Origin of the sequence: Mesorhizobium sp. M0598 (genome assembly GCF_040320865.1) — a bacterium.
Classification (GTDB): domain Bacteria; phylum Pseudomonadota; class Alphaproteobacteria; order Rhizobiales; family Rhizobiaceae; genus Mesorhizobium.
This window is the reverse complement of sequence record NZ_JAMYQL010000023.1, coordinates 54,744-76,167: the sequence shown is the minus strand read 5'-3', so window position 1 is coordinate 76,167 and position 21,424 is coordinate 54,744. Positions and strand designations below refer to the sequence as shown.

General features: G+C 61.3%; 17 protein-coding genes and 5 pseudogenes. 12 read left to right on the top strand and 10 right to left on the bottom strand.

Annotated features, from left to right (window positions below; translation table 11 throughout):
- Positions 1 to 71: 71 nt before the first annotated feature.
- The gene (locus NKI59_RS24375; RefSeq protein ID WP_352707369.1) at positions 72 to 791 is read right to left on the bottom strand and encodes a hypothetical protein; all 720 of its coding nucleotides are present in this window, start codon (positions 789 to 791) and stop codon (positions 72 to 74) included.
- A gap of 865 nt (positions 792 to 1,656) precedes the next feature.
- Positions 1,657 to 2,304 carry a TetR/AcrR family transcriptional regulator gene (locus NKI59_RS24370; RefSeq protein WP_352707367.1) on the bottom strand — a complete coding sequence of 216 codons (648 nt, stop codon included), beginning with the start codon at positions 2,302 to 2,304 and terminating at the stop codon, positions 1,657 to 1,659.
- A gap of 288 nt (positions 2,305 to 2,592) precedes the next feature.
- On the opposite strand from NKI59_RS24370, the gene NKI59_RS24365 reads away from it, so the two are divergent.
- Entirely contained in the window at positions 2,593 to 3,486 is an 894-nt protein-coding gene (locus tag NKI59_RS24365) for an NAD(P)/FAD-dependent oxidoreductase (protein WP_352707365.1), read from the top strand.
- A 133-nt stretch (positions 3,487 to 3,619) separates the two neighbouring features.
- Positions 3,620 to 4,482 (top strand): annotated as a pseudogene (locus tag NKI59_RS24360) (class I SAM-dependent methyltransferase).
- A 906-nt stretch (positions 4,483 to 5,388) separates the two neighbouring features.
- Here the strand turns inward: NKI59_RS24360 and NKI59_RS24355 are convergent.
- The 5 genes and pseudogenes from NKI59_RS24355 to NKI59_RS24335 all read right to left on the bottom strand — a co-directional run.
- Positions 5,389 to 5,501: pseudogene (locus tag NKI59_RS24355) on the bottom strand (alpha/beta fold hydrolase); the annotation flags it as partial.
- 3 nt (positions 5,502 to 5,504) lie between these two features.
- Positions 5,505 to 6,317 carry an SDR family NAD(P)-dependent oxidoreductase gene (locus NKI59_RS24350; protein ID WP_352614861.1) on the bottom strand — a complete coding sequence of 271 codons (813 nt, stop codon included), beginning with the start codon at positions 6,315 to 6,317 and terminating at the stop codon, positions 5,505 to 5,507.
- A 34-nt stretch (positions 6,318 to 6,351) separates the two neighbouring features.
- Positions 6,352 to 6,858 carry an SRPBCC domain-containing protein gene (locus NKI59_RS24345; RefSeq protein WP_352623146.1) on the bottom strand — a complete coding sequence of 169 codons (507 nt, stop codon included), beginning with the start codon at positions 6,856 to 6,858 and terminating at the stop codon, positions 6,352 to 6,354.
- Between the two features lie 3 nt (positions 6,859 to 6,861).
- Positions 6,862 to 7,460, bottom strand: a pseudogene (locus tag NKI59_RS24340) (NADPH-dependent F420 reductase).
- Positions 7,461 to 7,609: 149 nt separating this feature from the next.
- Positions 7,610 to 8,344, bottom strand: a complete 735-nt coding sequence (locus NKI59_RS24335) for an SDR family NAD(P)-dependent oxidoreductase (protein ID WP_023676197.1) — start codon at positions 8,342 to 8,344, stop codon at positions 7,610 to 7,612.
- 268 nt (positions 8,345 to 8,612) lie between these two features.
- Between NKI59_RS24335 and NKI59_RS24330 the strand changes: the two genes are divergently transcribed.
- The 3 genes and pseudogenes from NKI59_RS24330 to NKI59_RS24320 all read left to right on the top strand — a co-directional run.
- Positions 8,613 to 9,509, top strand: coding sequence for a LysR family transcriptional regulator (locus NKI59_RS24330; protein ID WP_352457592.1), 897 nt, complete (start codon positions 8,613 to 8,615; stop codon positions 9,507 to 9,509).
- 90 nt (positions 9,510 to 9,599) lie between these two features.
- The gene (locus NKI59_RS24325; protein ID WP_352707413.1) at positions 9,600 to 10,304 is read left to right on the top strand and encodes an NAD(P)H-dependent oxidoreductase; all 705 of its coding nucleotides are present in this window, start codon (positions 9,600 to 9,602) and stop codon (positions 10,302 to 10,304) included.
- A gap of 108 nt (positions 10,305 to 10,412) precedes the next feature.
- Positions 10,413 to 10,577, top strand: a pseudogene (locus tag NKI59_RS24320) (GMP synthase (glutamine-hydrolyzing)); the annotation flags it as partial.
- Between the two features lie 46 nt (positions 10,578 to 10,623).
- Here NKI59_RS24320 and NKI59_RS24315 read toward each other — a convergent pair.
- From NKI59_RS24315 to NKI59_RS24305, 3 genes and pseudogenes are all read right to left on the bottom strand, one after another.
- Positions 10,624 to 11,168: pseudogene (locus tag NKI59_RS24315) on the bottom strand (dihydrofolate reductase family protein).
- A gap of 155 nt (positions 11,169 to 11,323) precedes the next feature.
- The gene (locus NKI59_RS24310; RefSeq protein WP_352707362.1) at positions 11,324 to 11,761 is read right to left on the bottom strand and encodes a dihydrofolate reductase family protein; all 438 of its coding nucleotides are present in this window, start codon (positions 11,759 to 11,761) and stop codon (positions 11,324 to 11,326) included.
- 458 nt (positions 11,762 to 12,219) lie between these two features.
- On the bottom strand, positions 12,220 to 14,286 hold the full coding sequence (locus NKI59_RS24305; RefSeq protein ID WP_352707360.1) for a N,N-dimethylformamidase beta subunit family domain-containing protein: 2,067 nt from the start codon (positions 14,284 to 14,286) through the stop codon (positions 12,220 to 12,222).
- Between the two features lie 198 nt (positions 14,287 to 14,484).
- Between NKI59_RS24305 and NKI59_RS24300 the strand changes: the two genes are divergently transcribed.
- The 7 genes from NKI59_RS24300 to NKI59_RS24270 all read left to right on the top strand — a co-directional run bounded on the left by NKI59_RS24300 (position 14,485) and on the right by NKI59_RS24270 (position 21,377).
- Positions 14,485 to 15,258 carry an SDR family NAD(P)-dependent oxidoreductase gene (locus tag NKI59_RS24300; RefSeq protein WP_352623151.1) on the top strand — a complete coding sequence of 258 codons (774 nt, stop codon included), beginning with the start codon at positions 14,485 to 14,487 and terminating at the stop codon, positions 15,256 to 15,258.
- 81 nt (positions 15,259 to 15,339) lie between these two features.
- Positions 15,340 to 16,662 (top strand): histidinol dehydrogenase, encoded by a 1,323-nt coding sequence (hisD, locus tag NKI59_RS24295; RefSeq protein WP_352707358.1) that lies wholly within the window; start codon positions 15,340 to 15,342, stop codon positions 16,660 to 16,662.
- Between the two features lie 15 nt (positions 16,663 to 16,677).
- Positions 16,678 to 17,700: a zinc-dependent alcohol dehydrogenase gene (locus NKI59_RS24290; protein WP_352707355.1), complete on the top strand. Its 1,023-nt coding sequence runs from the start codon at positions 16,678 to 16,680 to the stop codon at positions 17,698 to 17,700.
- A 31-nt stretch (positions 17,701 to 17,731) separates the two neighbouring features.
- On the top strand, positions 17,732 to 18,463 hold the full coding sequence (gene hutC, locus NKI59_RS24285) for a histidine utilization transcriptional repressor HutC (RefSeq protein WP_352707353.1): 732 nt from the start codon (positions 17,732 to 17,734) through the stop codon (positions 18,461 to 18,463).
- Between the two features lie 224 nt (positions 18,464 to 18,687).
- Positions 18,688 to 19,689, top strand: coding sequence for an ABC transporter substrate-binding protein (locus NKI59_RS24280; RefSeq protein WP_502901101.1), 1,002 nt, complete (start codon positions 18,688 to 18,690; stop codon positions 19,687 to 19,689).
- A gap of 97 nt (positions 19,690 to 19,786) precedes the next feature.
- Complete coding sequence (locus NKI59_RS24275; RefSeq protein ID WP_352707410.1) at positions 19,787 to 20,584, top strand: ABC transporter permease; 798 nt, start codon at positions 19,787 to 19,789, stop codon at positions 20,582 to 20,584.
- A gap of 10 nt (positions 20,585 to 20,594) precedes the next feature.
- Positions 20,595 to 21,377 (top strand): ABC transporter ATP-binding protein, encoded by a 783-nt coding sequence (locus NKI59_RS24270; RefSeq protein ID WP_352707347.1) that lies wholly within the window; start codon positions 20,595 to 20,597, stop codon positions 21,375 to 21,377.
- Positions 21,378 to 21,424 lie beyond the last annotated feature (47 nt).

Here is a 21,424-nt window from a genome sequence, read left to right as displayed (position 1 = left end):
TGATCATCCGCATGCCCGATCCGCCGTCAGCCCATTGGTTCGCACCGCAGCGCGATGTCCAAGGCTCGTGGTTAGCCGAGGCGGATGTTTGAGAGATCGATCGAAACCACGAGCGGGTCGATGCCGAAGCTACCATCAGGCTGACGGGCGTAGATCCGACGTCTGGTCGGGAATTTGATACCCAAGACTTCCGTGTAGTCTTCAATGATGTGCGCGCCGGGCGTGTTGCCGGAAATCTCGACGTCATAGTCGTGGCGCTTCAGCAACCCATCGCCGTCGAAATAGAGCGTCTGCACCGTGCTGTGCGTCGCGATGTTGGCCGGGAAGCGGACGGCCAGACGGCGCCAGTCGCCGCTATGAATCGGCCAGGGCTCCAGTTCCTCGGTCTCGACACCCGGCCAGGCAAGCAGGAATGGCATGTTCAGATAGGTCCACATCGCGCATCCGGCGAAATAGGCAAGCTGGAGTTCCGTCCACGGCGTCTGCAGCGTGTGGCCGGCGAAGCTCGCTCGAGGTTGGAGCAGTTCTTCGAGGACGGCGCCATCGGCGTCCTCGATTGCTACCCGCTCCGGAGCGAAGCGGGAGCGCCGATTACCGGCGCCGAACGGCGCATGCGACGCCCGCTCCTGCTTGAGGCCCACCGTGACGTTGGTGCGCGCGAGAGTGTCTGGCAACCCCTTTAAGGACCAGAGGGCGCCGCCCTGCACCAGGTCGGCAGACACCTGCTCGAACTGCCGCCAGCGGTCGAGGCCTCCATGAGCCTTGATAATGAAGTCCTTGAGTTGTGTCATGAATGCGCTCCTGCGAGAGCACGCGCGAGATTGCGCGGCTCGTTCGCTGGAAACTAGAAGGCCGACTGCGCTCCACGAACGTCTTTGATGCCTTGATTCCGGCCACAGCGTTTTGCGGCAACCGAACCAGCAGAGTCTATCCAACAACTGGCCCTGGCGGTCTTTTTCCGACGATGCTGATCGTTAAAGGCGCGTCTAAAGAAGGTCGAAAATCGATCGATCGATGCCGATAGTGGTTGAAACCGAGCAAACTGCGAATCGTCCAAATTCGTCTTTGTAATCAAGAGCGCAAATTTCTGACGGATCGGGGAGACGGTTCTTCATCGCACACAGAAAAAATTTGCGCTGAAACTTCAGCGCGTTACCATGGCTTAAAACAATCGAGTGGGAGTGAGGGAAACGGCGATGATAGGCGGCGCTAGCGTAGAATTTCGCAGAAAATACAATGATTTGCGGGCAGGGCAGACTGCTAGCCAGGGCACATTATCAACGGAATTGACAAATCTATCAAGTCATTGAAATCGTTAAGTTTATCGGAGCGCCTGGCGCGGCTCGCAGCTTGTAGCAGATCACTCTGACGGTACTTTTGACGGTGTTTTTCGTATCCGACAGAGCATTCTAAAAAGTACCGTCATTCGTTTTTAGGATTTGACGGTACTTTTCTGTGTGTCAATGCTTTGAAATATATAACAAAAATGCCCCGTAGCATGACATTTCCGCGCTGACGGTACTTTAGTTATCGACATACATAGTTTCAGCTTTGGCGGCGGTACCGATCGATGTTCCGGACCCGATCGCATATCGTCGGATATCACGAAGCGCCTGGACCACGGTCCCGGCCAAGCTGCCCGGAGCAATCAAATGCTTATCCGCCCGCGTGGTCGTTGCCACCGTGCGCGGCGATGAACATGGCGACGGCCGACCGGCAATAGGATTCGATTTCGTTGTCGTCCTCTGCTCTCGCCTGATCGAAGCGTGCGATAATCGGGAGATCGGATCCTTTGAAAAGCGCGGCAAACAAGCGGGCGGACCGGAGAGGATCGGGCACGTTCAGAACCGCCTTCGCGTGCAACTGACGCAACAGGGCCTCGATTTGGGCGATGACATGGGCGGGGCCGGCTTCGTAATGGAGCTTGCTTAACGACTTTTGATTCGTCTTGTCGGCCATGATCATGGCTTCGACACTGCGGACGTCCGAGCTCAACAGCGTGCGAAGCAGGGATGATCCCACCGCCATGAGCTGATCTTCGGCCGAACCGTCGACGCCTTCAAAAAGGGCCTGTGGTGCAAACTGATGGCAGCGGGTCGCGATGGCCGCGCTGAACAGCGCCTCCTTGTTCTCGAAGTGCCGATAGATGCTGAGCTTGGATATCTTCGCCCGCTGGGCGACCTTGTCCAATGTCGTCGCTTGAAAACCCAATTCCACAAAGAGTTCGCACGCGGCGTCGACTATCGTTTGGCCAAGCGCCTCGTTGGCGGGCCGGCCGCGCCGGCCCTGGCTGTTTACGGTCACGACAATTCCAGTACTTGACAGTATCCTAATTCGCGCATTACGATACCATGTAGTATCGGAAATGTGCAAGCCAGTGGGTAGGTTTCAACCTGTTGTCCAAATCAAGTTTCCCCGGGCCGCCCGGCGATATCGAATGCGGCATTGTCCGGCCGGTCAACACAGTGATGGGCGACTTTCTCGCAGAGGCCGAAGCCCTGCTAGCTGCCCGTCTCGAGCGCGTATCGCTGGACGATATTGCGCGCCCGGCCCAGCCCAACCCCCTCCATCCACGACACGGAGCCCATCACCATGGATGACGTCATCATCATCGGCGGCAGCTTTGCCGGTCTCGCCGGCGCCCTGCAGCTCGGCCGTGCCCGCCGCAAGGTCACCGTTCTCGATACCGGCCTGCCGCGCAACCGCTTCGCCGGCCATTCGCATGGTCTGCTCGGCCACGATCACAAGCCACCGCTGGACATCCTGGCCGAGGCGCGGCAGCAGCTGGCGCGCTATCCCACGATCAGGCTGGTCAATGCCCGGGCCGACAGCGTCTCCGGCGCCATCGACGATTTCTCCGTCCTCACTGGCGATGGCGAAAGCCTTGCGGCGCGCCGCCTGATCCTGAGCTATGGCGTCGCCGACCAGATGCCTGATGTTCCGGGCTTTGCCGAAGGCTGGGGCACGTCCATCGTACCCTGCCCCTATTGCGACGGCTTTGAAGTCGCCGACCAGCATTGGGGCCTCGTCTGGTCCGGCCCGCAGTCGCACAATCATGTCAGGCTGTTCCACGATTGGACCGACACGTTGACGCTCTTCGCCGATGGTCACGACATTCCACCCGATATCCGGGCCGATCTGGCGCGCCGCAACATACCTGTCGTCGATGGCCGGATCATCGAGATCGCCCATCGCGGGGGCCATATCGCCACCGTCAATCTCGAGACCGGCCGCAATGTCGCGGTCGACATCCTGTTCGCCCATCCGCGCAACAAGCCGTCCGCAAGCCTGCATGAATCACTGGGCCTCGGCACGGTCGATACGCCCGGCGGCATCGCCCTCAAGGTCGATGAGCGCCGCGAAACCAGCATTCCCGGCATCTACGCCGCCGGCGACCTCGCCAACCCCGTCATGGCCTCGGTCACCACGGCATCATCGCACGGCGCGATGGCGGGCATCTTCGCCCAGCAGTCGATGCTGGTTTGAGAGCACAGATTCCCTTCTCCGGTTGCCGCGGGCTATCGGATTCAGAAGGTTGCGGGCCGGTGTCACGGAACGCGGGGCCCCTCTCGCCTGAGGGGAGAGCCTAGCAAAGAAAGAATCAGAACAAGGATATGGCATGGCAGAGAAAAATGTTTATCAGGTAGCCGACTGGAATGGCCAAAGCGGGGAGCGCTGGGTCGCTTACCAGGCCCGGCTCGATGCCATGATGGCGGTGTTCGGCCAGGCCGCGATCGAAGCCGCCGCGCCCGTCACGGGCGAACGCGTGCTGGACGTCGGCTGCGGCGCGGGGGCGTCTAGTCTGGATCTGGCCGCCCGCGTCGGCGCGGGGGGTCATGTGCTAGGCGTGGACATATCCGAACCGCTGATCGGCAGAGCGCGCGCGCTAGCGCCGCAGGATACGCCGGCCCTGTTCCAGGTGGCCGACGCCAGCAGCACCGAGTTGCCCGAGGGCGCGTTCGACATCCTGTTCTCGCGCTTCGGAGTGATGTTCTTTGACGATCCTACAGCGGCGTTCGCTCATATGCGCCGTGCGCTCGAGCCGGGCGCGCGGGTCGCTTTCGTCTGCTGGCGCGGCATGGCCGAGAACGATTGGGTGCGCTTGCCGATGGGCGCGATCAAGGGCATCGTCCCGCCGACGGCGCCGCCCGATCCCGAAGCGCCCGGCCCGTTCTCGTTTGGCGACCAGGGGCGGGTGGCGCGTATTCTAACGGCGGCTGGCTTCACCGATGTCGCTATCGCGCCATTCGATGCCTCCATCCCGTTCGGCGAGGGGGGACGCGGGACGCGGCGATCGACGACGCGGTGGAGATGACACTCGAGGTCGGCCCGCTGTCGCGCGCTCTCGCTGATCAGCCCGACGACATCCGCGCCCGCGCCTCGGCCGCGGTTCGTGCCGCCTTCGCGGGCCTCCCCGGCGAGCGGTCGGTGATGATCGGCGGCGCGGCGTGGATCGTCATGGCACGCAATCCGGCAAGCTGACAGGGATTAACAGGGGAGACGCCCCCGCTCGGTGGAGCGGGGCGTCTTTGGCCGGTCAGATTGATGTCCCTTCTGGCTTGGAAGCCGCCATTAGCGAGCTAGAGGCTTTGATGGCGGGGTACAGCGTTTGCACGACACTCGAAAACGTTGGTGCACGTGCTTACGGAGCACGTAGCGGGTACGACGTCCGCACGCGATGTATTCGAGGCTGCACAGAACGCCGCCAAGGCGTAAGTCCGGGACGGATCAAGGCATGAGAGGAACTGCGTGTCGTTCAGGCTCTTGCGAGCCGTGACGGTCTTTTTGCCGACGGGATCGTGAAGGCACAGCTAAAGAATGTCGAAAATCGACCAATCGATGCCGATAGTCGCTGAAACCGAGCAGATTTTGAATCGCCGAAATTCTCCTTTGAATTCAAGAGCGCAAATTTCTGACGGATCGGGGAGACGGTTCTTCATTGCGTGCAGAAAGAATTTGTGCGTGGAATTCAATGCGTTACGATCACTTAAAACAATCGAGTGGGAATGATAGGGCGTACGGTAGAGTAGGTTGGAGTACTGTCGGATATATTCGGAAATTGTTGGTCAACGATAGGAGGCGATAGTTCGCGGGCGATTCTGCAAGAACAAGCAGCCGTTTTGCAGGTCGGCGATAGACCTTCGATTATGTATAGAGAGGCTCAAAGGGATCGATACATCGCGCCGTCCACAGCACATGCTTTGGATTGGGATTGGAGCGCCGATCCAATTCCTCGGACAATAGACATCATGTTCCGTGGATTCGTATCATGGTCCAAGCCCCGGGGCGGGACCAACGAGACGAGCGCACGGCCGCCGAGCACAGCGGGGACGGCGCCGTAGCTGAATACGTTCTCGTGCCTCGCATAGTTTCAGAGTGCTCCCGCAATGCGTGGATCGTGCGCATGCCGTGCGGCAGATCCCTGTAGACTTAAGCGTGCCATGCTTCAGCAGCTTGGCCGACAGCGGACCCGAGTTGGCGAACGGAACAATTTGGTCGTCCTGCTACGCGACGAAGCGGACCACGCCACCATCCACCCGCAAAGCCGCGCCGGTGGTCGCCGAAGCCTGCTCCGAGCATGTGTAGATGATCATGTTGGCCACCTCATCGGTGGTCGCGAAGCGGTGGATGAGGCTCGTCGGACGCATCGCCTGCAGGAAGCCCTGCTCGGCTTCGTGCTGCGTGATTCCATTTGCGTCAGCCTGTTTCGCCATGAAGTTGCCCAGGATCTCAGAGCGGGTAGGTCCCGGCAGGACGGCGTTGACGGTGACGCCCGTGCCCGCGACCGCCTCGGCAAGCCCGCGTGAGACCGCCAGTTGAGCGGTCTTGGTCATGCCATAGTCGAGCATTTCCTTAGGGATGTTGACTGCGGATTCGCTACTTATGAACACGACGCGGCCCCAGCCTTTCGCCACCATCCGCGGCAGGTAATGACGGCTCACGCGCACGCCACTCATTACGTTCAACTGGAAGAGGTCAAGCCAGTCCTCATCGGGGATATTTGCGATATCCTCGACGCCGTTGTAGCTCCGGATGTGTGCTGTACCGACGTTGTTCACAAGGATATCGGCGTCCGGCGCATGCGCGATCAAGGCTTTTGCCCCCTCCGCTGTCGCAAGATCAGCGGCGATACCCGAGATGTCGCTGCCGGGGAAGGCCTGCCGCATCTGCCGCACCGCCTCATCGACCCGAGCGTTTCCACGGCCGTTGACGACGACCGATGCACCGGCACGCGCCAACCCCTCCGCCGTCGCGCGGCCGATACCGGCGGTGGATCCGGTAACAATGGCCTTGCGGCCTTTGAGTTCGATATTCATCTCATTCATCTCCAAAATTAAATAGGAAGCGCAATCAATCCACTGTCGTATTCGCTGTTTCCGCCTCCGCTGCGTGGGCGAGGCTTTCGACCCAGTCTTGGTGATACCGGTAGAGTGCGCCGGGATGTTTGCGCCCGAGCTCATCGAGGAAGAAGGGGCCCTGCTGCGTTTCCTCGGTCAGCACATGGCAGCCATGGTCCGTAGGCGTGATGACCCAGCCATGGTATGCGCTTGAGCCGGTCTCGTCGCCATCAACTGTCGTCGCCCATGCGAGCCTGCGAAGGGGCTCGCATTCCGTTACGACCAGACTCATCGGAAATCCAACCGTCACACGGCTGTATCGCGTTCCGAGCGCCAGTTCAGGCTCCCCCGTCAGAATCTTGACCTGATCCTCGGCGGGAAAGTAGCTCGACCAATTCTCGGCTTCGACGAGCAGCTTCCAGACCGCTTCAGGCGGCGCCTTCACGTCAATGTCGTTGAGTGCGTAGATGGCCGACGTTTTCGGATCATATCGCTCGGGCCAGGTCACATGGTCGTACATCGATTACTGCTCCTTCTTGAACAAATCCTGGAAGATGAGCTGGCCCCAAGTGCGGCCGCGCGCGTGCACCAGCGCGCCACCCTCGTTGAGCTTTCCCAGCTTGACGGGTGCGAACCCGAGTTGTTTGGCCAAGGCCGCCACGGGAGCGGTCGCGTCGTCGTCGTCGCTCGACAGAAAGACGACCCGGTGGCCGCCCTCGACGATCGGATCGGCAGCCAGGGTGGCCGCAACCAGGTGATTGAAACCTTTGACGAACTTGGCGCCGGTGAACGCCTTCGCGACGAAGGCGGAGGACGGGAGGCCGTCCAGCTCTTCAGGCACTGGAAACGCGTTCATCGCGTCGATGACTGTCTTGCCTTCCCAGCTCGGCAGAGCCTTCGCAACCTCGCGATGCTCCCCGAACGGGACCGCCAAGATGATTGTGTCGGCCTCGAGTGCATCCCGCAGCGACTTGGCGACTACCGTGGGTCCAATCGCCCGAGCCTGCGGCGCCAACGCCTCGGGCGGCCGGCGGCTCGCGACGGCCACGTCGATGTTTTACGGGCGAAGGCGTGGGCGAGGGCCTGACCTATCTTACCGAATCCTACAATTGCGTAGCTCATGATCTTCTCCGATCCGTATTGGTATTGTTTCCCCGGCCTTCAACGGCGCTGGGTTATTCGTTCCGCTGTGTGGCGACCTTTGGGTGGTTGTTCCACCATGGACACGCTAGTTCCCGCCGGTCAGCCGCTTCCCGTGATCCGGCGCGATTTCAGATGGCCGAGAAGCCGCCATCGACAGACAACTCCACCCCATTCACGAAGCTCGAATCGTCGGAAGCAAGAAACAGCGCGGCCGTCGCAATTTCCTCAGGACGCCCCATCTTTCCCCGCGGGATCAGGGATTCGAACATCTGCTTCGCCTCCTCGGTGAGGACTTGGTCCTGCATCGGCGTGGCGATCGGCCCCGGGTGCAGCACGTTCACCCGGATATTCCTGCCCTTGAGTTCGTTGAGCCACCCGCGTGCGAATGCGTGCAGCGCCGCCTTGCTCGCCGCATACACGCTGTAACCAGGAAAACCTTTCACCGAAGCAACTGACCCGGTCATGAAGATCGATCCGCCATCGTTGAACAGCGGCAACGCCTTCTGAACCGTAAACAGCGTGCCGCGCGTATTCAGGCCGAAGGCCGCATCGAAGTGCTGCTCGGTAATCTCGCCCAGTGGGACGGCTTCGCCCGTGCCGGCGCTCGCGTACAGGACGTCGATCCTGCCCTTTTCCCGCTTGACTGTATCGAACAGGCGGTCGAGGTCGTCGAGATTGGCCGCGTCGCCGCGCACGCCGGTCACGTTCCGGCCGATCAGCTTGACGGCCTCGTCCAGCGCCTCCTGTCTCCGGCCCGTGATGAAAACATAGGCGCCTTCTTCAACGAACCGCTTGGCGCTCGCCAGCGCCATGCCGCTCGATCCACCCGTGATGACTGCAACCTTACCCTCAAGCTTTCCCATGACTTCTCCTTTCGTGGTGTCGGGACAGCATCTGCCTCCGAGAACCTCGAAATGGGTCCACCGGCATCAGTTGTTGAGTGCGGAAGCGCGCACATCGGTGGTGCGTAATCGATCCGGCTGGACGACTGACGCCAGCCGCGACGATCGGCGTCCGCCGTTCGGAATTGAGCCGCGCTCGTCGACATAGGCTATGATGACCGCCCGTACTGCTGTTCGATGTGTTAGATACGGGCTTTGGAAGGCGCACCGCGCGGTGCCGGATTGCACCATGATCGACTGGGATGACGTTCGCTACTTTCTTGCCGTCGCGCGCGGAGGCTCGGTGCGGGCCGCCGCCGAGCGCCTCGGTGTGAACCACTCGACCGTGCTGCGACGTGTCGCCCAGCTCGAGGAACGCCTCGGGGTGCAGATGTTCGAAAAGCTGCCTTCGGGCTACCGCCTGACGGCTGCGGGCGAGGAGGTCCTCGAGTTCGCTGACCAGATGGAAGTGTCGTCGCACCTGCTGGAGACGCGCGTCTTCGGGCGCGACCAGAGCGTGCGCGGGCTTCTGCGGGTGACGCTGGCACCGCCCCTCGCGACACACCTGCTCATGCCGGACTTCGCCGATTTCGCGCGTCTGCATCCGGACATCGAGATGGAAATCTTGTCGTCCGGCGAGCTGGCAAATCTGACCAACCGAGAGGCCGACGTCGCGATCCGCGTCGTCTACGACCGCAAAACCCTGCCGCTCAATCTTCACGGCCTGAAGGGACCGGAACTGTTCGGCGGCATCTACATGTCCTGCGATCGACTAGCCGCGTGGCGTGCGGGCGCGCCTGATCCCATCCGGTGGATCGTCATAAGCATTCATGGAATTCCGGAATGGGCCAGCGAGGGTGAGGTTCGCACCACGGGGGTTCCCTTCAGGACCACGGACGCCGAGGCGCAGATCGTTGCTGTACGGCAAGGGCTCGGGATCACGACACTGCCCTGCTTCGTCGGCGATGCCGACCCCCTACTGGTGAGGGTGCCGGGCACCGAGCTGCACATGTACGGAACGCTCTGGCTTCTCACACAGGGGGAGACACGCAAGACGAAGCGCGTACGGCTCTTCACGGAGTTCGTATCCCACAGGCTCGCCGCGTACGCGCCGCTTCTCGCGGGGCTGTCCATATCGCGCGACTGACGCCTGGCAGGTCGCCGATGGCGCTGTCTCGAGCGTACCGCTGTAGAAGGGCCATTCTCGGCGTCGAAAAACAATTGCTCTTTGAAGACTGTGGCGCGTACAGCTATTTCGAAATCCATGATTGGTATGAGAAGCTTTGCCCGAGCACCGCGCCGCACGAATGATGACGCGCAGCGCAACCAAATTGGGGAGGATTCAAAATATTGGTATGCGATGTTTGATTGTCACGGCTCATCCACTCAATCCAGCCTTTGCCAAACGCTTTCGGACGCAGCTATCGACACCCTGATGGATGCGAAGCACCAGTGCCGACATGTCGATCTGTATCGATCGGGCTTCTTCCCGGCTCTTACACCGGCGGAGCGCGCGAGCTACTATTCCGGATTCGAGACTACAGAGGTAGCTAAGGAGATTGAGGATCTTCTCTGGGCCGAGACTATCGTCTTGATTTTTCCCACGTGGTGGTTCGGACCTCCAGCTATATTGAAGGGCTGGTTCGACAGGGTATGGGTGCCTGGTATTGCATACGATCACGCAGCCGATCTTGGTGCCATACAACCGCGACTTCGCCAGTTAAGGAAGGTGGTTGCAATAACAACTTTGGGCTCACCTTGGTGGGTCGATTGGCTGATCCTCAGGCGGCCAGTGCGGCGTGTTCTCAAGACAGCTATTCTGAATACCTGTGCTCCTCAAGCCTCGCTTACGTTCCTTTCATTTTACGAGGTTGAAAGTCTGCCTAGGCAAGGTGTCGATGCTGCGGTAAATCGCATTAGATCAATGCTACAGCATCTATAGCTAAGCCCCGTCACAATGCTCCTTTTCTTTGAAGGGCGCAGGTAGAGCAATGCCCGTGGGGACAGCGCGGCTCGTGACCGCTGCCCTTATCGGTATGTACGCGCATACGCGCCGAAAGCGTCACCATCGGTAGATGGCAGCACCGCGGATATCTACCGTGACGACATGGCATTCCTGGGCGCCGCCACCGGCATCATCAACGAGGTGCGCGGCATCAACCGCGTCGTCTATGACGTGACGAGCAAACCGCCAGGCACAATCGATTGGGAATGAGCTCAAATTCGGTCCGACGGACGTTAGGGTGTCGGATGGGTTGTGATCAGGCGGGAACGTACGTCACTCTGATCGCGTCCTCGCCAACCCGGTCGCTGGCCACGAGACGCAGCGGTGGCCGCGGGCCGGCGAAGAATGGCTTGCCGCGACCAAGCACGATGGGACGCAAGTAGAGCCGGTACTCATCGATAAGGCCAAGCTCGGTCAGACTACCCGCAAGCTCCGGTCCGGCCACTTCGATCTCGCCCTCGTGTTCGGCTTTAAGCGCCCTAACGAACCCTTTGAGATCGTCGTCCACCAGCGTGGCGTTCGGCCCGACCGACTTCAGGGTGCGAGAGACGACCCATTTCGGCTGCGCCCGCCAGGCCGCCGCAAAGTCGCGCCCGACCTGGTCCTGTCCCGGCTGATCCTCGTCCAATAGCGCATTACTTCGTACATGCGCCGGCCGTAGAGGCTGCCGGCGATCCCGCGCACATGGGCGTTGAAGTGGCGATGGAGCGCCTCGCCCGGCATCGGCAGCCCGGGCCCGCCCTCGGCGCCAGCGACATAGCCGTCGAGCGACTGCATCATTCCGAACACAAGCTTCGCCATGCACAGGCTCCTATCGATCGACGACGATCCGAAGGGATCGCATTCATTCATACCTCGCCCTTACTTCGTCGGTTCGTTGGTTGCACACATTCTCTGACGTGTTCACGTTGGCCGGTAAATCTGCGCCACCGCGCCCCCCGGGAAGGCTTTCGAGCTCACCAGCTTGAGAGACATCGGCGCGGCGAGTTCGGAGAACAGCGGCAGGCCTTTGCCCAGCGCCACGGGGCCACCATCAGGGCGAGCTGGTCGACCAGTCCTTGGGCGACGAGACTGCGGGCGAAGCTCACTCCGCCGTGGGCGATGATCGGCTTGCCCTCTTGGGCTTTCAACTTCGCGACTTCCTCCGCCAAGTCACCGCTCGCCACATAGGCCTCCGCCCAACTTTCACCACCGGGCTGCAACTCCGCCGGCTGTCTGGTTCCCGCGTTGACGGCGCGAGCCTCATCGAGCGCCGCCGACTTGCTCACCTCCCTCGGGATCTCCGGTCCCCGTCGTGAGAAGACGGCCTTGGGGATCTGGTTCATCGGCGCCGCGAACTGCTCGCAGGAGGTCGGCCACCAGGCGGCCATGTCATGGAAGCTGCGGCCGCCCATGATGTGCAGGCTCGAGTTCCAATGAACTCTACGCCCCAGGCCTTCGCCTCTTGATCGGCGCCGAACATCCATGTGTTTCGGCCATCCAGGTCACTCACGAAGCCGTCGATCGATATGGACGTCTTCAAGATCAGGTCTCTCATCGCGTCTTCCTTGCGCTGGTGAGACCCAAGGACGGGCCAGACCGGTCAGTTCCGACAATTCGTTGCGGGATAGTCCGACGACGCTTGCACGCCGCCGAAGAAGGGATACCGAGCTTCCTTGCCTAGTCGGCGAGGGTGTCGTTGATGCCGCGCCAAATTCTGGTTCAGCGCCGTTTGTCAAAGCAGCGCACCTGAAGGTTGCGGCTGAGGCAACTGCCGTCCGCCAGGTGGCGAGAGGCATGTGAGACGAAGCCGGTGCACGCCGACTGATTTGATTCCCAAAACCGGATATGGGTCTTTCCGTAACGGCGCCAATCAGCCTATCGATTTTTCTCGGCCGGGTTCTCCTTTCGTGGCGCCGAGGCGGGTAAGCAGATTGAGCGTGATCCTGCCGACATCGTTCATGGCGCCTGCGGCTGGCAGCGCGCCGCACCAGGCAACCGAGCTTGCGGAAAAGATCAAGCCGCCTGCTGCGAGCTTTCGCAGGGTCATTTCGGCGCAGCGGCGGGCGATGCGTTGCCTATCCCCGCCCTCGTACCAGCGCGTCGGATCCTGAAAGAAGCTGTCGGGAAATCCCGTCGCACGCGCGATCACGACGGTGTCAGCGGAAGTGCCGAGGGCTGGGCCCGTCGCATCCACTTCGTAGCCCGCGGCACCGCCCAGCACGATGCCGTCCGTGCCAAAGGTCGCATTTTCAACGCCTTCGAACAGCCATGCGCATCCTGCTTCACGGCTTTCGTCAGTGCGCGTGAAGGGGCGCGCGCCTTCGAACCCCATCAGTGAGATCGCGCCACCGATCAGCGTGAATTCGCCTCGGCCGCGGCAACGGAGATAGCCGCCTGGTTCGTTGGTGATCGACAGCGCCTGTTCGGCGACCGGGCCGTCCCAGGTGCGGCCAGCCTCCAGCGGCGAGCGCCGCAGCTCCATCAGGTCGTCCTTGAAAGCCACAGTGGCAGCGAAGCCGTTTCCGCCGAGATAGGCGATGCTGCCGCCTTCGGCCACAAACTGCCGCAGCGCCTGCTCCATCTCGATCGACATATATTCGGGGTGACTGCCGGTGACGACGGCTTGATGTCGACGCAGACCGTCTATGCCGCATTCGTGCAAATCGTGATCGGTCAGGACGTCAAACACGATTCCATTGTGGTGGCAGAATCGGAGGAAGTGCAGATCGACCGGCAAATTGTGTGGGCAGCCGCAGAGCGGATAATCGTAGTCGTCCCTGAGCGTCACTTTCGGCTTTTTGTAGGAGCAGATGGAAACACCGCTAAGGTCGGAATGGTAGTCGTAAAGGGATTTCAGATTGTTGGCGATCGCGAAGCGATGTCCCCGGTCGTCGCCTTTCCATTCATAAAGATGATCCGGGAGATATTCGTCCGCATAAGCGAGATAGGTGGCCGTCGGCACGAGATACAACAGCGGCGACGAAACCTGTGAAGAGGTGACGAAGAACACCACGCGTTCGTAGCCACCCTCCCATTCGACCTGGAACGCGTAGACGCCTGGGTGTGCGTTTTCAGGGATCGTCGCGCGGTGCGATGCCGGCCACTCAAGCGGGCCGATGTCGTCGTCGTGGCAATGGATAGCGTCGTAGTGCGACGGCACCAAGCGAGGCTCGAAGCTCGATCCGTCCCAGCGTGCCGAAGTCACGCAGAAGGCTGGCTGATTGATCACATCTAGGAGCAGCGGATCTGCTCCGCCCGACGACAGGATCGGTTGCGTTGGTAACAGCGTCGGGAAATTCCACGCAACAGTCCCGTGTGGGGTGTCGAGCCGGATCGCAGCAAATTTCGCGTTGAGGGTAGGTTCGTGGTTGGTGGCACTTGCGCCGAAATGGATGCCGTGCGCCTGGAGGTTCCGCGCCGGGCCGCCAAAACCTTCATGGAGTTCGTAAGGCGCGAGAAGATCATGGGATTTGATGCGCAGACGCGATTGTTCCTGCCGCAGATCCAACTCGACAGTGAGCCACACACCAGTTGGCGCCTTCTTCTCGACAAGGGTTTCGCCGCCGATTTCCACGACAAATGCGCCGTCGCGGAGGCGCAGCCCGAGGGCGCCTGCCTCCAGGATCGTGCGCGCACCTTCGTTGCGCGTGAGGAACAGCTCAAAACGTATGCCGTGGACGGCTTGTACTTTGGCCAGTTCGCCGGCTCGCACGAACAGGAACGACCCTTGGTCGAAATGCCGACGCCGTGCTTCACCTACCGTTTCGATGGGCCAGGCGAGAAATTCCGGAGCCGGCTTGTCGAGCCGGCAAATTCGTGTGGCCTTTATCGGCCGATCGCATGACAGGCTGAGCTTGATCCGCTGGCCTGCTTTGGCACTCCAGGGGGTGGTATAGCCAACCACGCTCATCGCGTCGTGGTCTACTGCGCGCTTCATCTATCCCTCCCGATGAACTCCAGATGGGCTGGGGCGAACCGCGTAGTCCGGTCCGATGTCGGCCAATGCGCTGCCGCTCTGACAAGCAAAGTTCCGCATGGCGCACTACAGCCATGATGTACATGCTTGTATAGATAAGCTGCATTCGGGTAGTCTCGACGCGATCGGTCCAAGCGCGACATTACCAAGGAGGATGACATGCGCAACGCATCTCTCTTCGATCTGTCAGGCAGGAAGGCGCTTGTAACCGGCGCAAGCCGTGGCATCGGGCGCAGCATCGCCGAGGCGCTCAGCGCGGCCGGCGCCGACGTCGCGGTCACGGCGCGCAGCGTGGCCTCGCTCAAGAAGACGATGGCCGCCATCCGCACCGCCGGCGGGGTCGCGCATGCCATCGCCCTGGATGTCACCGATGTCGACCGCTGCCGGGCGGCGACAGCCGAGGCCGGCAGCCTGCTCGGAGGTCTCGATATTCTCGTCAACAATGCGGGGGTGGAAGAGGTCCGGCCTTCACTCGATGTCGACGAGGCCTTGTGGGACCGGATTGTCGATACGAATCTCAAGGGCGCCTTCTTCTGCGCCCAAGCCGCCGCGCGGCAGATGAGAGACGCCGGACGGCCCGGCGTCATTATCAATCTCTGCTCGCTGACCTCCGAGGTCGGGATTCCCACGGCGGTGCCGTACGGCTCGTCGAAATCAGGCCTCCTCGGCATGACGCGGGCGCTTGCAGCGGAGTGGGCCGATCTCGGGATCCGGGTCAACGCCATTGCGCCTGGCTATTTCAGGACAGCGATGACAGACGTGTTCTACAGCAACGAGGCATGGCAGCAATCGATGCTCGCCAAGATTCCGCAGCGCCGTTTTGGTGATCTCTCGGACCTGCACGGAATCGCGGTGTTCCTCGCTTCGGATGCGGCAGCCTACATAACCGGCCAGTCCATTCCCGTGGATGGAGGCTTTCTCGCATCGATTTGAAAGGCTTCAGGGGCCGGAGACGTGTCCCAGAAGTGATCGACAAGCGCTAGTCGTAATTGCGTTCTAAGAAAAGGAGCCGCCATGTCTGACGTCAGCTTCCACCGCCTGTCATCCCTCAGTGTCGATCAGCGGGCCAGTTTACTTAAACGCGCCGAAGGAGATCTGTCTTCCTTCATCGAAAAGGTCCGTCCAATCATCCAGGCCGTCAAGGATGAAGGTGACGCGGCACTGCTCCGGTTTGCACGCGAACTCGACAAAGCCGATGTTGCCGACGGTGGACTGAAAGTTTCGGAAGCGGAGTTCGACGAGGCATTCGACAAGGTCGACAAGGATGTCGTGGAGAGTATCCGGTTCGGCATTGACAACATCCGGCATTTCCACGAGGAGCAGCGCCCGGAAACGATGTGGCTCAAGGAAGTTCGGCCGGGCGCCTATGCGGGCGACCGATACACACCGATTGCTTCCGTTGCGCTTTATGTTCCGCGCGGCAAAGGCGCCTTTCCCTCGGTGACGATGATGACCTCGGTTCCGGCGGTGATTGCCGGGGTTCCCCAGATCGCGATCGTGACGCCTGCGACTTCGGATGGTTCCGTCGACGCCGCGACGCTGGTTGCTGCCCGCATCGCCGGCGTGGAGACCGTGTACAAGTGCGGCGGCGCCCATGCGGTCGCCGCCGTCGCCTATGGGACCGAGACTGTGAAGCCCGCCGTCAAGATCGTCGGGCCGGGGAGCCCCTGGGTGGTGGCGGCAAAGAGCGTGCTGTCCCCGATCATCAACACAGGTCTCCCCGCCGGTCCTTCCGAAGCGATCATTTTTGCCGATCACAGCGTCGACGGCGGCCTGGCTGCTCTTGACCTGTTGATCGAGGCCGAGCACGGGCCGGATTCCTCGGCCTATCTGGTGACGCACAGCCGCAAGGTCGCCGAAGCCGCGTTGATTGCGATACCAGAACACTGGTCCCGGATGAGCGAACAGCGTGTGGAGTTCTCGCGCGCGGTGCTGACTGGGAAGCGCGGCGGCATCGTGCTGACCGAGTCGCTGGAGGACAGCTACCGGTTCATCAACGACTATGCGCCGGAGCATCTCGAGATTCTGTCAACGGAGCCATTTGCGCATCTCGGACGTATCACGGAAGCTGCCGAGATCCTCATGGGTCCGCATACGCCGGTGACCCTCGCCAACTTCGTCCTTGGGCCCAATGCGGTGCTGCCGACCAGCCGGTGGGCGCGAACCTTTGGACCGCTTTCCGTGACGGATTTCGTCAAGAGATCGTCGGTCGGCTATGTGACCTCGGCGGCCTATCCGGAACTCGCCCTGCATGCCCGCAGGCTCGCCCGCTACGAAGGATTCAGCTCGCATGAGAACGCGGTTTCGGAGATCCGCGATCGCTATCTCGCCGGCTGAGCGGAAACGATGACGATGAGGGCGGCGCGACTCTATGGACCCGGCGACTTGCGCGTCGAGGATATCGCCACGCCAGGCGCTCCCGAGCCAGGCTGGGTGAAGCTGAGGGTCGATGCCGCAGGCATTTGCGGTTCCGATCTCCACAACTTCCGCACGGGCCAATGGATAAGCCGATCGCCTTCGACGGCTGGCCATGAGCTGACAGGCACGGTGATCGCCATCGGCGAGGGGGCGGATACCGTCGCTGTTGGCGACCGCGTGGTCGCCGATTCCCGTTTCTGGTGTGGAGAATGCGCGCGATGCCATGCAGGCAGGCGGCATCTTTGCACGTCGCTGGGCTTTGTCGGCGAGATATGCGACGGCGGATTTGCCGAACAGGCGGTCCTGCCCGCACGCCTGCTGCACGTCGTCGATGCCGCGCTTGACGAACGGGTCGCGGCGATGGCCGAGCCGCTGGCTGTAGCGTTGCACGCAGTGCGGCGTCTGCCGAAAACGGCCGGCTCCGTTCTGGTGGTCGGCTGCGGGACTATCGGCGGGCTTGCCGCACTGCTGCTTTCCCGGACATTCGCAGGTACCGTGCTCGTCGCCGATCGCAACCCTGGCCGCTGCGCCCGGGTGGCGCGGGTGACCGGCGCCAGCATCGTCGACTTGAACCGGGACGCCATTGCCGCCGCCACCGCGGATGCCCCCTTGCTCGCTGCCGTCGAAGCAACCGGCAGCGTCGCAGCACTCGGCCAGTTGCTCGGCGTTCTCGATGCCGGCGGCACCGTTGCGATGGTCGGCATATTCCATGGCCGCCTCGATATCGATCCCAACATCCTGGTTGAACGCGAAATAGCATTGCTGGGATGCCACGCCTTTGCCGATGAGCTTCCCGACGCCATTCGGATGCTCGGCGAATTGACCGAGCCCATGGTCGAACTGATCGACCGCGAGATCGGCCTGGATGATGTTCCCGCAGCCTATGAGCGGCTGCTGGCGGGGCAGGGTGACGGCTTGAAAACGATCATCCGGATGCGGTCTGCCGGGCGCGTGTGATTTCCGAACCTTGCCGGAAAGGATTTTTGAAATGATCACTTTGCCCGACACCGCCAGCCCTCTTTACGAGAAGGTCAAGGACTACATCCTGACGAACATCGGAACGGGGCGATGGAGCAAGGACCGCAAGCTGCCGTCCGAAAATGAATTCGTGGCGACACTCGGCGTGTCTCGGATGACGGTCCATCGTGCCTTGCGGGAGTTGACCTCTGCGGGTTTTCTGATCCGGCTCCAGGGCGTCGGCACATTCATCGCGCCACCTCGACCGCAATCCGCACTGATCGAGATCAACAACATCGCGGCGGAAATTGTCGCGCGGGGAAACAGGCATCGCTCCGAGGTTATCGTCCTCGAAAAGATCATGCCGACAAAGGAGCTCGCGCTTTCGTTCGAGTTTGCAAAGCGCGTGTCGGTCTATCATTCCATCGTCGTCAACTTCGAGAACGACCTGCCTGTGCAATTGGAAGAGCGCTTCGTCAACCCGGGCCTGATACCCGACTATGACAAGCAGGATTTTTCCAGGACAGCGACCTACGACTACCTCATGCAGAAAACCCCGGTGACGGAGGTCGAGCACATCATCTCGGCGACCCCTGCCGATGCCGAGACGGCGCGGTATCTGGGCATCGACGTCGGCAGCTGCTGCCTGTTTCTGCATCGCCGGACATGGACGGGCGCCGTCGTTGCCACGATCAGCAAGCTGACTTACGTTGGCAGCCGCTACTCGCTTGGCAGTCGATATTCTCCATCCAAAAAAATCTGATCGCAGTGAAGCGAATCAGAGTCGGAAGGAGGGGCTAACTTGTATATGCATGTATGTATTTAGCCTTGACATCCGCTGTTGCTGACGTTGAAGTGTCGTCGCACTTTCGTTGAACGGACAGCTAAGATGCCGAGGCACGGTGCCGCAAGAGCAGAAGCCCGCATTCTCACCAGGCCGGATGTTTGGTTCAAAAAAGCGGCCTGATCATCAAGGGGAACAAGATGATGCGTAACCTAGCAGGACAATTTCGGGCACTCGTTATGGCTGCTGCCGTCGGGTTTGCCCCGGCGGTCTGCGCGGCCGACACGACAATTCCGGCGACGCCTGAGGCAGGAACATTCAAGATCGGCATCGAGCCATGGCTTGGCTACGGCCAGTGGCACGTCGCCGAAGCCAAGGGTCTGTTCAAGGCAAACGGGCTGTCCGACGTGCAGATCGTGAACTTCGCCGAGGACAAGGACATCAACGCCGCCCTGGCGAGCGGCCAACTCGATGCCGCCAACATCGCGACCCACACGGCTATGGGAATGGTTGCGGCCGGCCTGCCGGTGAAGATCGTGCTTCTGCTCGACGTCAGCATGACGGCAGACGCCATGATCGCCGGCAAGGACGTCGCCTCCGTCGCCGACCTCAAGGGCAAACAGGTGGCTTTCGAGGAAGGCACGACGAGCGACATCCTGCTCAAATACGCGCTCGCCAAGAATGGCATGTCCATCGCCGATGTCCAGCCGGTTCCAATGCCGGCGGCGGATGCCGGCAGTGCGTTGATCGCCGGCCAGGTCCCGGTGGCGGTGACCTATGAGCCCTATCTCACCGCGGCCAGGGCACAGAACAAGGACGTCAAGCTGCTCTTCACCGCAGGCGAAGATCCCGGCCTGATCAGCGACGTGTTCGTGGTGCGCGATGAGGTGATCAAGTCGCGTCCCGGCCAGGTGCTTGCCATGATCAAAACCTGGGATGCGGCCCTGAAGGCTTACAATGCCGACACGCCCGACGGCCGGGCGATCATCTCCAAGGCAGTCGGTTCGAGCGTCGAAGACCTTAACACCGCCTTTGATGGCGTGCGTTACTATACTCTCGCCGAAAACAAGGATGCGCTGACGGGCGAATTCTCCACCAAGACATTCGCCGATGTCGAGGCAGCCGCCAAGAACGCCGGGCTGCTTCAGGCGGACGTGACGCCGGAGCAGATGATCGACCCGTCATTCGTCAAGGCCGCGAAATGACGAGGGCCGGCTCGCGGTGGTGACGCAAATGTCCGAGCAGCGTGCGACCAAGCCAAGCCCGTCTCACGCAGCGCCGGGGCCGGTGATCAAACAGCCGATGCGCCGTCGCCGAGCCGCCGGGGTAGGCGCGCCCATCGCACGCTCGCGCTTCCTGATGATTGCGGTGGCGGTTTTTGCCGGCCTCGGCCTTGCCTGGTGGGCGGCAACAGGGCTGGGGCTGGTAAAGCCGATTTTCCTGCCCTCGCCGGGGAGCGTGGTGACCCAGCTCGGCAAGCTCTCGGGTGACGGCACGCTGTGGCTGGATCTCAGGACCTCGATATACCGTATTTCTGTTGGCTTCCTCATCGCCTCGGCATTGGCGATTCCGATTGGCGTGCTGATCGGCAGCTTCAGGACTTGGGAAGCGGCGATCGAGCCGCTTGTGGATTTCATCCGCTACATGCCGGTGGTCGCTTTCGTGCCCCTTTCCATCCTGTGGTCGGGGACGGGCGATGCCCAGAAGTTTCTGATCATCTTCATCGGCACCTTCTTTCAGCAGGTGCTGATGATCATGGACAATGTGAAGCGGGTTCCCGCTGATTTCATTGGCCTTGGCAGGACGCTCGGGCTGCCGGATCGCAAGATCCTGACGCGCATCGTGGTTCCCAGCGCCTTGCCAGGCATCTGGGACACGTTGCGCATCAGTCTCGGCTGGGCATGGACCTGGCTGGTGTTGGCGGAACTTGTCGCGGCGACATCAGGGCTCGGCTACCGCATCACCGTGTCCCAGCGTTATTTCCAGACAAACACCATCATCGGCTACATCCTGCTGCTGGGCGTGCTTGGCCTCATCACCGACCAGGTCATGAAGGCACTGGGAAAAGTGCTGTTCCGGCAGGAGGGCCACGTGCAATGAGGCTGAGCCGATGAGTTTGCCCAAACTGCGGATCAAAGGTCTCCACAAGAGCTTCGGCACGGGCGCGCGGCGCACGGAAGTGCTGCGCGATATCAATCTCGATCTTGCCGACAACGAGTTCGTCTCGCTGGTGGGCACGTCGGGTTGCGGCAAGAGCACGCTGCTGTCGATCGTTGCCGGACTGCAGGATTTCGACGCGGGAGATCTTGCCATCGATGGCGCGCCGATCCTGCAGCCGGGCCTCGACCGCGGCGTCGTCTTCCAGTCCTACACCCTGCTTCCCTGGCTGACGGCGCAGCAGAACATCGAGTTTGCCCTCAAGGCCGCGGGTCATGATCGCGCGACCTGCCGCAGGATAGCACGCGAGCATCTCGATCTGGTCAAGCTCCCTCACAGCGCCAATCGTTATCCGTCTGAGCTTTCGGGCGGCATGAAGCAACGGGTGGCCATAGCGCGTGCTCTTTCCTATCGACCCAAAATGCTTCTGATGGACGAGCCCTTTGGCGCGCTCGATGCCTTGACCAGGCATCAGATGCAGGAACTCCTGACGCAGATCTGGGAGGAGCACAGGCTCACCGTGCTCTTCGTCACCCATGATGTGGAAGAAGCCGTCTACCTGTCGGACCGCATCGTCGTGATGGGGATCGGCCCGGGACGCATCATGCAGACCTTCAATGTCGACATCGAGCGCCCGCGCCGGGAAGAGATCATGGAAACCCCGGCCTTCATGGATTTGCAGCGCAGCGTACACAAGGCGATCCGCGAGGCTTCAAAACGTCCCGAAATGGTTTAGGCGGGCCACTCAATTACTTACAATCGGCGACCAGCGTTGCGCCCAAT

Coding starts and splice junctions, on each gene's coding strand:
- NKI59_RS24365 (WP_352707365.1), top strand. CDS start 2,593: ATGGATGACGTCATCATCATCGGCGGCAGCTTTGCCGGTCTCGCCGGC.
- NKI59_RS24345 (WP_352623146.1), bottom strand. CDS start 6,858: ATGTACGACCATGTGACCTGGCCCGAGCGATATGATCCGAAAACGTCG.
- NKI59_RS24335 (WP_023676197.1), bottom strand. CDS start 8,344: ATGGGAAAGCTTGAGGGTAAGGTTGCAGTCATCACGGGTGGATCGAGC.
- NKI59_RS24350 (WP_352614861.1), bottom strand. CDS start 6,317: ATGAATATCGAACTCAAAGGCCGCAAGGCCATTGTTACCGGATCCACC.
- NKI59_RS24375 (WP_352707369.1), bottom strand. CDS start 791: ATGACACAACTCAAGGACTTCATTATCAAGGCTCATGGAGGCCTCGAC.
- NKI59_RS24310 (WP_352707362.1), bottom strand. CDS start 11,761: ATGGGCGGCCGCAGCTTCCATGACATGGCCGCCTGGTGGCCGACCTCC.
- hisD (WP_352707358.1), top strand. CDS start 15,340: ATGTCTGACGTCAGCTTCCACCGCCTGTCATCCCTCAGTGTCGATCAG.
- hutC (WP_352707353.1), top strand. CDS start 17,732: ATGATCACTTTGCCCGACACCGCCAGCCCTCTTTACGAGAAGGTCAAG.
- NKI59_RS24300 (WP_352623151.1), top strand. CDS start 14,485: ATGCGCAACGCATCTCTCTTCGATCTGTCAGGCAGGAAGGCGCTTGTA.
- NKI59_RS24275 (WP_352707410.1), top strand. CDS start 19,787: ATGCGCCGTCGCCGAGCCGCCGGGGTAGGCGCGCCCATCGCACGCTCG.
- NKI59_RS24290 (WP_352707355.1), top strand. CDS start 16,678: ATGAGGGCGGCGCGACTCTATGGACCCGGCGACTTGCGCGTCGAGGAT.
- NKI59_RS24270 (WP_352707347.1), top strand. CDS start 20,595: ATGAGTTTGCCCAAACTGCGGATCAAAGGTCTCCACAAGAGCTTCGGC.
- NKI59_RS24305 (WP_352707360.1), bottom strand. CDS start 14,286: ATGAAGCGCGCAGTAGACCACGACGCGATGAGCGTGGTTGGCTATACC.
- NKI59_RS24280 (WP_502901101.1), top strand. CDS start 18,688: ATGCGTAACCTAGCAGGACAATTTCGGGCACTCGTTATGGCTGCTGCC.
- NKI59_RS24330 (WP_352457592.1), top strand. CDS start 8,613: ATGATCGACTGGGATGACGTTCGCTACTTTCTTGCCGTCGCGCGCGGA.